This is a genomic window from Tomitella gaofuii, assembly GCF_014126825.1.
GTDB classification, from domain to species: Bacteria; Actinomycetota; Actinomycetes; order Mycobacteriales; family Mycobacteriaceae; genus Tomitella; species Tomitella gaofuii.
Map to the genome: position 1 here is coordinate 1,424,916 of NZ_CP059900.1, position 13,982 is coordinate 1,438,897.

The window sequence follows — 13,982 nt, forward strand, 5'->3', positions numbered from 1 at the left end:
GGGCCGTTCTGCGGTCGCAGGGTAAGTAGTCGCGCCCGCTAGGGTCTTCGTGGTCCAGCTCATGCAGCATGCGCCGGATCCGTGAGCCGTCTCAGCTTGCGCAGTCCTGAGTCCATCCGGTGGTGCCGTCCGTGAACATGGTCGTGCCCGGCTGGTACATCGTCGGGTCGTCCATGCAGTAGTCGATGGTCTTACCGGTGAGCGGCTGAGGTTCGCCGCGGGGTGCTCCGGTGAACCCGACCGGCGGCGCGCTGTCCGCAGTCGTGACCGACTGCTCGACGGCTGCCGGCGCCGGTGGCGCCAGGTCCTGTGCGGGCTCGGCGTTCGCCGGGGGAGGCATATGCTTGGTGGCTACGGGCGCAGGCTGCGCCGCGGGGACGTTCTCCGGCATGGAGGACTTTGCGGTGGCGCTCGGCGCGGGCTCCGTGCTGGCCTTGGTGCCGGGCCGGATAGGCAGGTCGGGCGCGTCCGGTCCGCAATCGCTCTTCCACCCGTCACCTGTGCGCACCCACAGGTCCGTGTGCGGACCTTCCTCGTCGACGTAGGCGAGAGCCGCGGTATCGCCGGCGACGTACACGTCGGTGACCGTGACCGGGCCGGGCGGGTCCTGCGCGAACGCGTCGGCGAGCCCGTCCTTCCCGCCGAGCATCATCGACATGATCGCCCGGCAGCCGATGGTGAGTTCATCCCACGCCCCCTCGGGTCCGCTGCGCGCATTGTCGAACGCGGTGCGGATGGCGTCCGCGTCAGTGTCGGGTGACTGTACGGCGGGCGCATCAGAGGCCGGCGTGCTACTTGAGCTGTCGGCGATGCTGCTGCCGCAGCCCGCGAGGGCGAGCGCGGCGGCGAGGGCCGGTAAGGCGGCGGTAGCGCGCGTCTTCATTGGTCTCCTTCGATGATCGTCGGTCGGTTCAACCGATTGGATCATGCCGCACGGTCGAACGGGCGGAGACGCTCGACCGCTTGGTTCCGTCGAATGTCGGAGACCTTGGTGTAGATCTGCGTCGTGGCGAGTGACCGGTGCCGGAGCAGCTCCTGCACCGTGCGCAGGTCGGCGCCGTCGTCGAGCAGGGTGGTGCCGAACCAGTGCCGCAGTGAGTGGGGTGTGCCGGCGACCTTGGCCCGTCGCATGGCCCGGCCGACGACATCGGACACGGACCTGGACCGGACGTGCTCACCGGCGGGGAGCCGTGAGTTCGCGGGGAACCAGTGGCCTCGGCGCGGCATCGTCGCCGCGGCCTCGAGGAGGAGCGGGTGCAGGGGGATCAGCGCGATCCGCCCGCCCTTGCCTCGGACGCGGAGGGTGTGGTCGTCGAGGTCGAAGTCCTCGCCGGACACCTTGGCGATCTCGTGGACTCGGAGGCCTGCGAGCGCGGCGAGCAGGACCATGACCCTGGTCTTGGTGCGCATGCGCGAGGTGAGCAGGATCAGCAAGTCGCGGTCGGAGACGGGGCGGGGGAGCCGGTCGGGGTACTTCGGCGTGCCCACCTTCAGCATGGGGTTGTCGGCGCGCAGGTCCTGGGTGTGGAGCCACTTGAACCAGGCGGCGAGGTAGGAGTGGTAGGTCGCGGCCGTGGACTGTGACCACTCGTCGTGGCTGGCGATCCATCGGACGATGTCGATCGGCTGGGCATGTGCCGGCTGCAGCTCGGTCTCGGTGGCGAACGCGGTGATGACTCGGATGCGTTCGGTGATCGTGACGCGGGCGAGGCGGGCAGCGGACTGGTGAACTTCCCAGTCGTCCAGATGCAGGGGGCGCGGTGTTTCCATGGGGGGATTCTTGCGTGCCGCTGCGCTTTGCCGGGGGAAGTTCATCGAATCGTTAGATCGTTGGGGTGCACCGTGTCTCGGGCCCGGGTGTCCTCGAACCAGACGACGACGCCGGACTTGTGGACGCGGCGGATCCAGCAGGGGCGGTCGTGGTTCTGGAGGATGCCGACGTAGGTGACGGCGAGGCCGATCCGGGCGCGGCATTCATCGAGGGTCATGCCGCGGCCGCCGGCTCGTGTTCCTGCGGGGAGGCTCGGCGGCTGACGAATCTGATGACCTGAGCGTCGAACGTCGGATCTTTTAATCCGCAGGTCGTCGGTTCGAGCCCGACAGGGGGCACGCTGCCGGCCGGGCGCGTTCCGCGTCCGGCCGCCCGGTGACCTCGGGCCGATTTGGCGGAGCGGGAGGGCATGTCATATGCTTCTCTCGCTCCCAACGGAAAGCCGTTGAGGGTACTTGCCGAGCCTGCTCGGCGAGCCCCCTTCGTCTAGCGGCCTAGGACACCGCCCTTTCAAGGCGGCGGCGCGGGTTCGAATCCCGTAGGGGGTACGGTCTCACCGGCAGTGCAGTATCGCGTGCAGTATCGTGATCGACGATGATCACGACGCGGACCAGGCGATTCGGTTCCGGCGGCGGGACATGGTAGAAATTACTACCGGAAGCACTGGCTTCCAGGCAGTACACAGCTAGGCCCTGTGGCGCAGTTGGTTAGCGCGCCGCCCTGTCACGGCGGAGGTCGCGGGTTCGAGTCCCGTCAGGGTCGCACAAGGTTTCGGTGGTACGCCGAGACCTTCCGGCCAGGTAGCTCAGTTGGTACGAGCGTCCGCCTGAAAAGCGGAAGGTCGCCGGTTCGACCCCGGCCCTGGCCACAACATCATGTAAGCGGACACCCCGGTCGCCCTCGTGGCGCCGGGGTGTCCGCTTTCTGCATCAGGCGCTCACTGCCGGGGGGAGAGGCGACGAGCGCGCGATTTCCGCCGCCGGATAGCCTGGCGGAACGCGGCCACGGCCCGTCCCGCGGCGCATTGCGGCGGGGGACGGGCCGTGGCCGCCGACGGCCGTCGCATGAAGGGCCGCAGACAAGTCCGCCCGCAACGAGGAGTGCAGCCGTGCCGCAGAACACCCACCCGCTCGATGCTTCGCTGGAACTGGCCGCGGGAGACGACGGGACCTGCACCGGCGCCACTTCTGCGGCGTACGCGAACATGGTGGGCCCGTTCGGCGGCAATACGGCCGCAGTGCTGCTGCGGGCCGCCGAGCGTCACCCCGAGCGCATCGGCGAGCCCGTGGCGCTGACGGTGAACTTCGCGGGGCCCGTCGCGGACGGCGCGTTCACCGTCACCGCCCGCCCCACGCGCACCAACCGCTCCACGCAGCACTGGTCCATCGAGCTCAGCCAGGACGGAGTCGTCGCCACCACCGCCACGGCCGTGTTCGCGGTGCGGCGGGACACCTGGGCTGCGGACGAGGCCGTGATGCCGCAGGTCCCCGGGCCGGACGAGGTCCCGGCGCGGCCGATGCCGCCGTTCATCAAGTGGGCGGACAACTACGAGTTCCGCTGGATCGTCGGCGGCATCCCGCAGCCTCCTGTGGACGGCGCGGAACCGGTGGAGAGCGACGATTCGACTACCACGATGTGGGTGCGCGACATGCCGCCGCGGCCCCTCGACTTCGCGGCGCTCACCGGCATCTGCGACAGCTTCTATCCGCGGGCGTTCCTGCGGCGCGGCACCGCCCTGCCGGCGGGCACGGTGACCTTCACCGTGTACTTCCACGCGGACGCCGAGGCGCTGGCCCGCCAGGGCAGCGAGCCGGTGCTGGCTACGGCTCGGGCCAAGGCGTTCGGCAAGGGGTACTTCGACCAGGTGGCGGAGATCTGGGGCACCGACGGCACCCTGCTGGCCACCTCGCACCAGCTCGTGTACTTCAAGGCCTGACGCCGGATCGAACACCGCTGCGCCGGCCGTGCCGCGGCGGAGGCGCTCGTCAGTCGCCCAGCACCGCGTGCAGGAACTTCCGCGTGCGCTCCTCGTCGGGGTCGCCGAAGATCTTCTCCGGTGCGCCCTCCTCGACGATCCGGCCGCCATCGAACATGAGCACGCGGTTGGACACGTCGCGCGCGAAGCGCATCTCGTGCGTGACGATGAGCATGGTGATGTCGGTGGTGCGGGCGATCTCGCGGAGCACGTCGAGCACGTCGGAGACGGTCTCCGGGTCCAGCGCCGAGGTCACCTCGTCCAGCAGCAGGATCTCCGGTTCCATCGCCAGGGCCCGGGCGATGGCCACGCGCTGCTGCTGTCCGCCCGACAGCTTGGACGGGTGCTGCTCCGCCTTGTCCGCCAGCCCCACCATGTCCAGCAATTCCATCGCCCGGGTGCGGGCGTCCTGCTTGGAATGCCCGAGCACCCGGATCGGCGCCTCGGTGATGTTGTCGATCACCTTCATGTTGGGGAACAAGTTGAAGTGTTGAAAGACCATGCCGATGGTGCGGCGTCGGCGACGCAGGTACTTCTCCGGAGCGGGGACCCATTTTCCGCGGCGGCGGACGTGGCTCAGCGGTTCGTCGCCCACCCAGATGATGCCGTCGGTGACCTTCTCCAGCGTCATCAGCAGGCGCAGGATGGTGGTCTTGCCCGACCCCGACGGGCCGATGAGCGTGACGCGGTCGCCGCGGCGCACCGAGAAGTCCAGGTGGTCGAGCACGGTGTTGTCGCCGAACTTCTTCACCACCTTCTCGAATCGGATCATCGGCTGATCCTGCGTGGCGGTCGCTGTGTCAGCTGCGGGCAAGACGTGCCTCCAGACGGCGGATGAGCAGGGAGGTGGGATAGCTGGCCACCAGGAAGATCAGACCGGCCAGGGTGAGGGCCTCCATGTAGCGGAAGTGGTCGCCGCCGTAGACCTGGGCCACCCGCACCATCTCCGTCACCGTGATGACCGACAGGAACGGGGTGTCCTTGAACATGGCGACGATGTTGTTGCCCAGGGCGGGCACCACGCCGCGCAGGGCCTGCGGGAGGATCACCGCGATCCACGTGCGACGCCGCGGCAGCGACAGCGCAGTGCATGCCTCCCACTGGTGTCTCGGCACCGCGTCGATGCCGGCGCGGAAGGCTTCGGACTGGTATGTGGCGTAGTGCACGCCGATGACGGCGATGCCGATGTAGAGCGGTTTGACGGTGGGCATGGCCACGTAGACGGCGGTGAGCTGCACCACCAGCGGGGTGGAGCGGATGAAGGTGAACGCGAAACTCAGCGGCCATGTCACGGGTTTGAACCCGGTCTGCTGGATCACGGCGACGATCAGCCCGGCCAGGATGGCGATGGCCGAGCCGATCACGGTGACCAGCAGCGTGGTCTTGAACCCCTCGAGGAGGACGGGCAGGACGTCCCAGGTGGTTTCCCAGCTCCAGTCGATGCTCATCGGTCACCCCCTCGCGTGCCGCGCGGATCCTCGTCGGATGCCCCGGCCGGCGCCGCGGCGCCGGCGAGCGCCGGCGTCCGGTACCGGCGCGGGTCCCACCATGCGGCGTCGACGAGGCCCAGCCGGTGCTTGGCGAGGTACTCGACTCCCTTCATCAGCCACTCGATCACGTACGCGATGATGAAATACAGAACGAGCACGATGCCGTACGCGAGAAACGTGTTGCCCGTGGCGTTGCGCAGGATCTGCCCCTGGAAGTTCAAGTCCACCAGCGTGATCGCCGAGGCGATGGCGGAGCCCTTGAGCAGCTGGATGATGAGCACCTTCATCGGCGGGATCATCTGCACCCACGCCTGAGGGAAGACGACGCGCCGGAATCGGTCCACCGGCGAGAAGCCCAGGGCCACGGCGGCCTCACGCTGGGGCACCGGCACCGCACCCAAGGCGCCACGGACCACCTCGGCGCCGTAGGCGCCGTAGTTGAGCCCCAGCGCGAGGATCCCGCACAGCATCGGAGAGATCTCCACTCCGAGTTGCGGCAGGACGAAGAAGAGCCAGAACATCTGGACCACAAGCGATGTCCCGCGGAAGAACTCGATCACCACGCGGGCGACACCGCGGACGATGGCCGCGGGCGCGGTGGATGCCAGGCCCAGCGCGAAGGCCAGGATGAACATCAGCACCGTTCCGCCCGCGGTCAACTCCAGGGTGACGATCAGGCCGTGCTGGAAGTCCGGAAGGTGGTCGAGTACAGCCTGAAGCTGGTCTCCCATACCGCTTACGGGAGCTTCCCGTCGCAGAACGCTTGCGTGGTCCAGTCGGGATCAGGCATCTCGGCCTCGCTGAAACCGAACTCGCTGACGAGCGAGAGGTAGCGTTCCTTGTCGGTGACGATGGGGCGGACCTTCTCGTTGAAGGCGTCGACCAGCTCGGTGTCACCCTGCCGGAACGTCGCTGCACCACCACTGATTTGCGGGACGCCGTCGATCACCTGCACGAACGACGGGGTGACGTCCACGGGGGCGTCCGGCTGCTGCTTCTTCATGTAGTGCAGTGATACGCCGGTGAGCGCGAAGGCGTCGACACGTCCGGCGGTCACGGCATCCATGCCGTCCTGCGCTGTGTCGACGGACGTCTTGTCGATGCCGAGCTTGTCGCAGTACCCGCTCTCGAGAGCACCCGCCATGACCGCGACGCTGGCGCCCTTCGCGGCCGCGTCGTCGAGGTTCATCAGACCCATCGGGTTCCCGGGCGGGGTCATCAGCGCCGTGGTGTAGCGGAACGTGGGGGTGGAGAACGCCACCTCCTTGCAGCGCTCGGGGAGGATCGACATGTCGGCACTCACCGCGTCGAAGCGTCCCGCCTTGAGCCCGGGGATCAATCCGCCCCAATCGACCAGCACGCCTTCGACCTTGTCGATGCCGAGCTCCTTGTAGGCGGCGCTGTCGATGGCGATCGCGGCACCGGTGAGCGTGCCGTCCTCCTTGAAGCTGTGCGGACGCTCGCCCGCGTAGCCGACGGTGATCTTGCCGGCGTCCTGCGCCTTCTGCAGCGTGTTTCCGGAATCCGAGGAACTTCCGCACCCTGCGAGGGTGAACCCGGTGGCGGCCACGAGGCCCACTCCGCCCGCCCCCGCGAGGAATCCGCGCCGCGAAAAGCCCTGCGTAAGCGGAGTTGTCAATGACTGTCTGCCCATGATCGCGCTCCTCGCCGTGAGCGCCGGCGATGTCGGCGCCACTCGTCGGTTGCCTTCGTGCGTTCGGTCGGATGTGACCTTATAGGTAATTCGTGACCCATGTGATCGGCACCCCGGAATCACGTCTCGGGGGAGACGCGATCGTGACGTCGTGTTCGACCCGCACGGGCGCGTGCGGGCTTCGGGATCGTCAGCGCCACCGCGCAGGCCAGTGCGGCGGCGCCCGCGGCGGCGTAGTACGCGGCGTCGAAGGCGGCGGGCGCGGGCAGATGCGCCAGCGCGGACGGCACGCCCCCGCCCGCCGCGGCGGTGCCCGAGGCCAGGTCCGCCACGCCCACGGTCATCGCGGTGAGCAGCGCCGCCACCACGGCGCTCGCCGTGGAGGTGCCGATGGACCGGAGCAGCGAGTTGAGCCCGTTCGCGGAGGCCGTCTCGGTGCGCGGCACCGACTCCATGATGAGCATCGGCATCGACGAGTACGTGATGGCGGTGCCGATGCTGACGAACATCGCCCCGAGCACGATGAAGGCCACCGAATGGTCCAGTTGCGTCCGCGCGAGGTAGGCGGCGGCCATCACCGCCGCGCCGACGAACAGGGTGGTGCGCGGGCCGCGGCGGTTGGTGATGTAGGCGGAGACCGGCGAGAACAGGGCCATCGCCATGCCGCCGGGTATCATCGCGAAGCCGGCCGCCATGACCGACAGGCCGAACCCGTGCGCGAGCGAGTCCGGAAGCTGGAGCTGCTGCGTGGTGAGCAGCATGTTCGCATACATGGAGAACCCGACGAGCGCGGACGCGGCGTTGGTGAGAAGGACCGGCCTACGGGTGGAGGTGCGCAGGTCCACGAGCGGATCGGCGACCCGCCGCTCGAACGGTATCCAGAGGCCGAGCAGCGCGGCCGCGGCCGCGAACGTGGCGAGTGTTTCGGCGCTCGACCAGCCCCACGCCCCGCCCTTCGTGATCGCCATGAGCAGCGCGGTGAGCGCGCCGGAGAGCAGGAGGGCGCCGAGCCAGTCGAAGCGCCCTCCTGTGCGCACCGGCGATTCCGGGACGATGATCCGCACCGCTACGAGCATGATCGCGCCGAATGCCGCGGGCACCCAGAAGATCCCCTGCCACCCGACGGCGGAGTCGATGATCCCGGCGAGCGGCAGGGCCAGCGCGCTGCCGATGCCGAGGGTGGCGCTCATGAGGGCGGTCGCCCCGGCCACTTTGCGCGCGGGCAGATGGTCGCGCAGCAGTGAGATGCCCACGGGGATCAGCGCTATGGCGAAGCCCTGCAGACCACGGCCGACGACTGCGGCGGCGAACGATGACGACACCGCCGGCAGCGCGGACCCGGTCACCATGAACGCCAGCGACACCTGCAGCATCCGCTTCTTGCCGACCATGTCCGCGAGCCGCGAGATCAACGGCGTCCCCACCGCCGCGGTGAGCAGGGTGATGGTGATCAACCAGGACGCGTCGTCGGCGCGCACGCCGAAGATCGTCGGGAAGTCGGGCAGGATCGGCACGACCATCGTCTGCAGCAGGGCCACCGACGTGCCGGTGAGGCACAGCACGAGCGTGATGAGCGACGGCGACCGGACTGCCGCCGCTGGTCCCGGCGCGGTCGGGTCGGCCGGTTCGGGCCCGCCCCGGATCACCGGAACCCCAGCAGCGGGATCTCGCGTTCGACGGGGGTCAGTGCACCGTGGTGACCGATCAGCCGCGACTGCAGCGGCTCGTGCGAGCGGCGGATGAGCGCCGAGGTCCCGGTGGCGACGGCGAGCACGTCGCCGATACGCCGGCGCGCGTCGTCGGTGACGATGGGGCCGAACCAGCCACGCGCGATGGCGTCGTCGCGTTCGACGACGGCGAACTGCTGGGCGGGCCTGCCGTCCGCGCGTGCGGCCAGCGTCTCCTCCCATCGGTCGCGCACGTCCGCGGCCGCACCCTCGCGCGTGTAGACGTGCCGGTCGCGGGGCTCGCCGCCGATGAGCCGCACCCCGTCGAGCAGGCCGGCGGTGGTGGCCACGCCGTCGCGGTCGTCCAAGTCCAGCGGGTCGTCGATGCCGAGCATGCCGTGATCGGCGGTGACGATCAGCGCGGCGTCCTCCGGCAGGTCGCGCACGATCGTGGCGGTGAGCAGGTCGACCTGCGCGAGTTCATCACGCCAGGAGTCGGAATCGGGCCCGCGGACGTGGCCGGTGAGGTCGAGGTCGCCGTGGTAGGTGTACACCAGCGCGCGGTCGGAGGCGGCAAGTGCGGCCACCGAGCGTGCCGCGAGGTCGCCGAGGGAGAAGGCGGCGTCGAACCGCCCGCCGCGCAGCGAGGCCCTGGTGAGCCCGGATTTCGCCTGGTATCCCGGCGCGACGCGGGTGACGGCGACGCCGGCGCCGGCGGCCCGCTCGAAGGCCGTGGGGCGGGGCTGGAACTGTTCCGGGGGCAGCTCGGCGAGCAGGTCCACGTGGTCGCCCTCGCCGTGCAGGCGCCAGCGCAGCGGGTTCATCGCGCGGTCGAATCCGGGGACGGCCATGAGATACCCGACCAGGCCGTGCTCGCCCGGGGGAACGCCCGTGCCCAGGGAGCTCAGGCTCACCGCGGTGGTGGAGGGGAACCCCGTGCCGATCACCCGCATCGACTCGGCCGTGGCGGGTGCGCCCCGCGAGGTCAGCAGCGGCGCTGCGTCTGCGCAGGCCGCGAGCTGGCGTGCGCCGAGCCCGTCGACGAGCAGGATGCACAGGCGGCGCACCGGCGCCGGGCCGAGCAGCGCGTGGAGGTCGAGGCGGTCGGCCTCGCCCGGGAGTCCGAGCACCGCGAGCGCGCTCGGCACGAGGTCTGCGATGGTGCCGGAACCGCACGCGGGGGCGGGTACCGCCGGGTCGTGCTGCCGGGATGAGGAGGTGACCGTCGCCATCACCTGAGAGTATCCGGGCGCCCGGGGCATCGTATTGTCGGCGGCATGACCGGAGTCGAACCGGACGGGGCGGATGCGGCGGCGGAAGCCGGGACGCTGCGCGACCGGCAGAAGGCCGACAGGCGCCTGCGCCTGCTCAATGCCGCGGCCCGCCTGTTCGCCGAGCGCGGCTACGGCGGCGTCTCGATGCGCGACCTCGGCGCTGCGGCGGACGTGAGCGGCCCGGCGGTGTACCGGCACTTCGCGAGCAAGCAGGACGTGCTCGTCGAGCTCCTCGTCGGCATCAGCGAACGGCTCCTGGCGGACGGCAAGGCGCAGGTGGCGATGGCGGACGGGCCCGACGACGCCCTCCTGCGCCTGGTTGCGGCGCACGCCCGTTTCGCCGTGGCCGACGAGGACCTCATCCGGATCCAGGACCGCAGCCTGTCCGTGCTGGAGCCGGAGGCAGAGAGGCGCGTCCGCCGTTTGCAGCGCGAGTACGTGGAGCTGTGGGCGGGCACGTTGTGCGAGCTGGACGCGGGGCTGTCGGTGCGAGACGCCCGGTTCCGCGCGCATGCGGCCTTCGGGCTGATGAACTCGACGCCCCACGCGCCGTCGGTCGACGAGGTCGGGGGCGGCCACGCGGTGCGTTTGTTGTCGGCGATGGCGCTGGCAGCCTTGCGCGTGCCGCTCGCCGACTGAACCGGACCGCGCGTTCCCCGCTCATGTCCGGCAGTGCCCCGCCCCCGGAATACTCGGGCGTCCCAGTGATGGTGGACACAGCGGTGCGCCCGGTGCTAGCCTCAGTTATCGGTTGTTAACCGAGTGTGCGAGCAGGGCCGGGCATCTCCGGGCCGGGGCGCGCACCGCGGGCCAGGTGCCCGCCGTCAACCGGATGACCTGCACGGAGCACCACCGGAATCGGGAGAGCAGAATGGTCGATGCGGATCGCCGCGGGGTTTCCGCGGACCGGGGGCAGTCGTCGTACGCGCAGGGTGAGGGGGCGCCGCCGCTGCTGGAGCAGACGATCGGGGCGAACCTCGCCGCCACCGCCGAGCGCCACCCGGAGCGTGAGGCACTGGTGGACTGCGCGGCCGGCCTGCGCTGGAACTACACCGAACTGCGTGCGGCGGTGCGCAGGCTGGCCGCGGGGCTCCTGCGCACCGGCGTCCGCACCGGAGACAGGGTGGGGATCTGGGCGCCCAACCGGTGGGAGTGGGTGATCGTCCAGTTCGCCACGGCGGAGATCGGCGCCGTGCTGGTGAACATCAACCCCGCCTACCGGGCGTTCGAGCTCGAGTACGCGCTCGAGAAGTCCGGGATCACTGCGGTGTTCGCGGCGGAAAGCTTCAAGGACTCCGACTACCGCGCGATGCTCGACGAGGTCGCACCCCGGTGCCCCGCGCTCACCGACGTCGTCTACCTCGGGTCGGCCCGGTGGGCGGAGCTCGCGGACCGTCCTCTCGACGCCGCCGACGAGGCGGCGGTGGACGCGGCGGCCGCGCTGCTGGACCGGAACGACCCGATCAACATCCAGTACACCTCGGGCACCACGGGACGGCCCAAAGGCGCCACGCTGACCCACCGCAACATCCTCAACAACGGGTTCATGGTCGGCGAGCTGATCGACTACACCGAGCACGACCGCATTTGCATCCCGGTGCCGTTCTACCACTGCTTCGGCATGGTGATGGGCAACCTGGCGGCCACCAGCCGCGGTGCCGCGATGGTGATTCCCGCGCCGGGCTTCGACCCGCGGGCCACGCTCCGCGCCGTGCAGGTCGAGCGCTGCACCAGTCTGTACGGCGTGCCGACGATGTTCATCGCGGAGCTGGGGCTGGCGGACTTCGACACGTTCGACCTGTCCAGCCTGCGCACCGGCATCATGGCCGGTTCGACGTGCCCGGCGGAGGTCATGCGCAAGGTCATCGACCGGATGAACATGAAGGACGTCTCGATCTGCTACGGGATGACCGAGACCTCGCCGGTGTCCACGCAGACCCGCACCGCGGACACGCTCGAACAGCGGGTGGGCACCGTCGGGCGCGCGGGGCCGCACGTGGAGGTGAAGGTGGTCGACCCGGCCGACGGCACCACGTTGCCACGCGGCGAGGCCGGCGAGTTCTGCAGCCGCGGATACATCGTCATGCGCGGGTACTGGGAGGACCAGGCCAAGACCGACGAGGCCATCGACGCCGAGGGCTGGATGCACACCGGCGACCTCGCTGTGATGGACGACGACGGCTATCTCAGCATCACCGGCCGGATCAAGGACATGGTGATCCGCGGCGGGGAGAACATCTACCCGCGCGAGATCGAGGAGTTCCTCTACACCCACCCCGACATCGTCGACGCGCAGGTGATCGGCGTGCCCGATGAGAAGTTCGGCGAGGAGCTCATGGTGTGGATCAAGCTGCGCGACGGTGCCGATGCGCTGACGGCCGACGGGCTGCGGGAGTACTGCCGGGGCAGGCTCGCACACTTCAAGATTCCTCGGTACGTGCACATCGTCGACGAATTCCCGATGACCGTCACCGGGAAGATCCGCAAGGTGCAGATGCGTACGGAGTCCCTCGAACTGATCGGGAAGAAATGACGACGATGACGGACAATGCAGTGCAGAGCGGGTATGCCGACCAGCACCGCGCGCTGGTCACGGAGCTGCGCGAGCGGCTGGCTTCGGCCTCGCTGGGCGGTGGGGAGCGCGCCCGGCAGCGGCACGTCGACCGCGGGAAGCTGCTCCCACGCGACAGGGTGGAGCGCCTCCTGGACCCCGGTTCGCCGTTCCTCGAGATCGCCCCGCTGGCGGCCGGCGGCATGTACGACGACGAGTGCCCGGGCGCGGGCGTCATCGCCGGCGTCGGCCGGGTGGCCGGCCGCGAGTGCGTGGTGGTTGCGAACGACGCCACCGTCAAAGGCGGCACCTACTATCCGATGACCGTGAAGAAGCACCTGCGGGCGCAGGAGGTGGCGCTGCAGAACAACCTGCCCTGCATCTACCTCGTCGACTCGGGCGGCGCGTTCCTGCCCCGGCAGGACGAGGTGTTCCCGGACCGCGACCACTTCGGCCGCATCTTCTACAACCAGGCGACGATGAGCGCGCGGGGAATCCCGCAGGTCGCGGCCGTCATGGGCTCGTGCACGGCGGGCGGGGCCTATGTGCCGGCGATGAGCGACGAAGCCGTCATCGTCCGCGAACAGGGCACGATCTTCCTGGGCGGCCCGCCGTTGGTGAAGGCGGCGACCGGCGAGGTGGTGACCGCGGAGGAACTCGGCGGCGGAGACCTGCACTCGAAGGTCTCCGGGGTCACCGACCACCTCGCCGACGACGACGAGGACGCGCTCGAAACGGTCCGGCGCATCGCCGGCACCTTCGGCCCGCGCGCTGATCCCCCCTGGGAGGTGGCCGAATCCGTGCCGCCGCTCCACGATCCGGAGACCGTCTACGACGTCGTCCCGCCGGACTCGCGCATACCGTACGACGTGCGCGACGTCATCAGCCGGATCGTCGACGGCGGGGCCGGGTCCGGCGACGTGGAGAACGGATTCCAGGAGTTCAAGGCGGAGTACGGCAAGACGCTCGTCACCGGGTTCGCGCGCGTGCACGGGCATCCCGTCGGCATCATCGCGAACGCGGGCGTGCTTTTCGCCGAGTCCGCGATGAAGGGCGCGCACTTCATCGAGTTGTGCGACAAACGCCGGATCCCGCTGCTGTTCCTGCAGAACATCTCCGGGTTCATGGTGGGCCGGGACTACGAGGCGGGCGGCATCGCCAAGCACGGCGCGAAGATGGTCACCGCCGTCGCCTGCGCCCGGGTGCCCAAGCTCACCGTCGTCATCGGCGGCAGTTACGGGGCCGGCAACTACTCGATGTGCGGGCGCGCGTATTCGCCGCGGTTCCTGTGGATGTGGCCCAACGCGCGGATCTCCGTGATGGGCGGTGAACAGGCCGCCTCGGTGCTGGCCACGGTGCACGGCGACAGACTCGAGGCCCAGGGCGAAAGCTGGTCGGACGAGGACGCCGAGCGCTTCAAGGCCCCGCTGCGCGACCAATACGAACGGCAAGGCAGTCCCTACTATTCGACGGCGCGGCTGTGGGACGACGGCGTCATCGACCCCGCCGACACGCGCACCGTCGTGGGCCTGGCACTGGCCGCTTCGGCGAATGCCCCGCTCGAGCCGGTCTCCTACGGCGTCTTCAGGATGTGAGTGAA

The 13,982-nt window shown here is 69.7% G+C and carries 13 protein-coding genes and 3 tRNA genes; 7 read left to right on the forward strand and 9 right to left on the reverse strand.

Translation table 11 applies throughout. The features are described from left to right. Positions 1 to 91: 91 nt before the first annotated feature. Genes H4F70_RS06680 through H4F70_RS06690 form a run of 3 tightly spaced genes read right to left on the reverse strand, consistent with a single transcriptional unit; the run spans position 92 to position 1,988 of the window. Positions 92 to 883, reverse strand: a complete 792-nt coding sequence (locus H4F70_RS06680) for a nuclear transport factor 2 family protein (protein WP_182359591.1) — start codon at positions 881 to 883, stop codon at positions 92 to 94. Between the two features lie 41 nt (positions 884 to 924). Then, a complete protein-coding gene (locus H4F70_RS20905; protein ID WP_276520637.1) occupies positions 925 to 1,770 on the reverse strand; it encodes a tyrosine-type recombinase/integrase in 846 nt (281 codons plus the stop codon). Positions 1,771 to 1,811: 41 nt separating this feature from the next. Then, on the reverse strand, positions 1,812 to 1,988 hold the full coding sequence (locus tag H4F70_RS06690) for a hypothetical protein (protein WP_182359593.1): 177 nt from the start codon (positions 1,986 to 1,988) through the stop codon (positions 1,812 to 1,814). 258 nt (positions 1,989 to 2,246) lie between these two features. Between H4F70_RS06690 and H4F70_RS06695 the strand changes: the two genes are divergently transcribed. The 4 genes from H4F70_RS06695 (at position 2,247) to H4F70_RS06710 (ending at position 3,707) form a co-directional block, all read left to right on the forward strand. Next, positions 2,247 to 2,319 (forward strand) — tRNA-Glu (locus tag H4F70_RS06695). Between the two features lie 140 nt (positions 2,320 to 2,459). Further along, positions 2,460 to 2,533 (forward strand) — tRNA-Asp (locus H4F70_RS06700). A gap of 32 nt (positions 2,534 to 2,565) precedes the next feature. Continuing rightward, positions 2,566 to 2,639: transfer RNA gene (locus tag H4F70_RS06705), tRNA-Phe, on the forward strand. A 240-nt stretch (positions 2,640 to 2,879) separates the two neighbouring features. Further along, complete coding sequence (locus H4F70_RS06710; RefSeq protein WP_182359594.1) at positions 2,880 to 3,707, forward strand: acyl-CoA thioesterase; 828 nt, start codon at positions 2,880 to 2,882, stop codon at positions 3,705 to 3,707. 49 nt (positions 3,708 to 3,756) lie between these two features. Here H4F70_RS06710 and ehuA read toward each other — a convergent pair whose 3' ends face one another. The 6 genes from ehuA to H4F70_RS06740 all read right to left on the reverse strand — a co-directional run bounded on the left by ehuA (position 3,757) and on the right by H4F70_RS06740 (position 9,789). Continuing rightward, positions 3,757 to 4,518, reverse strand: coding sequence for an ectoine/hydroxyectoine ABC transporter ATP-binding protein EhuA (ehuA, locus tag H4F70_RS06715; protein WP_182359595.1), 762 nt, complete (start codon positions 4,516 to 4,518; stop codon positions 3,757 to 3,759). Positions 4,519 to 4,546: 28 nt separating this feature from the next. Beyond that, positions 4,547 to 5,194 carry an ectoine/hydroxyectoine ABC transporter permease subunit EhuD gene (gene ehuD / locus H4F70_RS06720; RefSeq protein ID WP_182359596.1) on the reverse strand — a complete coding sequence of 216 codons (648 nt, stop codon included), beginning with the start codon at positions 5,192 to 5,194 and terminating at the stop codon, positions 4,547 to 4,549. Further along, complete coding sequence (ehuC, locus tag H4F70_RS06725; protein WP_182359597.1) at positions 5,191 to 5,967, reverse strand: ectoine/hydroxyectoine ABC transporter permease subunit EhuC; 777 nt, start codon at positions 5,965 to 5,967, stop codon at positions 5,191 to 5,193. Before ehuC ends, ehuD begins: the two co-directional genes overlap by 4 nt. Positions 5,968 to 5,972: 5 nt before the next feature. Beyond that, positions 5,973 to 6,890 (reverse strand): transporter substrate-binding domain-containing protein, encoded by a 918-nt coding sequence (locus tag H4F70_RS06730; RefSeq protein WP_182345958.1) that lies wholly within the window; start codon positions 6,888 to 6,890, stop codon positions 5,973 to 5,975. Between the two features lie 119 nt (positions 6,891 to 7,009). After that, positions 7,010 to 8,536, reverse strand: a complete 1,527-nt coding sequence (locus tag H4F70_RS06735; protein WP_235681371.1) for an MFS transporter — start codon at positions 8,534 to 8,536, stop codon at positions 7,010 to 7,012. After that, positions 8,533 to 9,789 carry an alkaline phosphatase family protein gene (locus H4F70_RS06740; protein ID WP_182359598.1) on the reverse strand — a complete coding sequence of 419 codons (1,257 nt, stop codon included), beginning with the start codon at positions 9,787 to 9,789 and terminating at the stop codon, positions 8,533 to 8,535. Before H4F70_RS06740 ends, H4F70_RS06735 begins: the two co-directional genes overlap by 4 nt. A 45-nt stretch (positions 9,790 to 9,834) precedes the next feature. Between H4F70_RS06740 and H4F70_RS06745 the strand changes: the two genes are divergently transcribed. The 3 genes from H4F70_RS06745 to H4F70_RS06755 all read left to right on the forward strand — a co-directional run bounded on the left by H4F70_RS06745 (position 9,835) and on the right by H4F70_RS06755 (position 13,977). Then, positions 9,835 to 10,470: a TetR/AcrR family transcriptional regulator gene (locus tag H4F70_RS06745; RefSeq protein WP_182345956.1), complete on the forward strand. Its 636-nt coding sequence runs from the start codon at positions 9,835 to 9,837 to the stop codon at positions 10,468 to 10,470. Positions 10,471 to 10,702: 232 nt separating this feature from the next. Further along, positions 10,703 to 12,364, forward strand: a complete 1,662-nt coding sequence (locus tag H4F70_RS06750) for an AMP-binding protein (protein WP_182359599.1) — start codon at positions 10,703 to 10,705, stop codon at positions 12,362 to 12,364. Positions 12,365 to 12,369: 5 nt separating this feature from the next. After that, the gene (locus tag H4F70_RS06755) at positions 12,370 to 13,977 is read left to right on the forward strand and encodes a carboxyl transferase domain-containing protein (protein WP_182359600.1); all 1,608 of its coding nucleotides are present in this window, start codon (positions 12,370 to 12,372) and stop codon (positions 13,975 to 13,977) included. Positions 13,978 to 13,982: the final 5 nt, after the last annotated feature.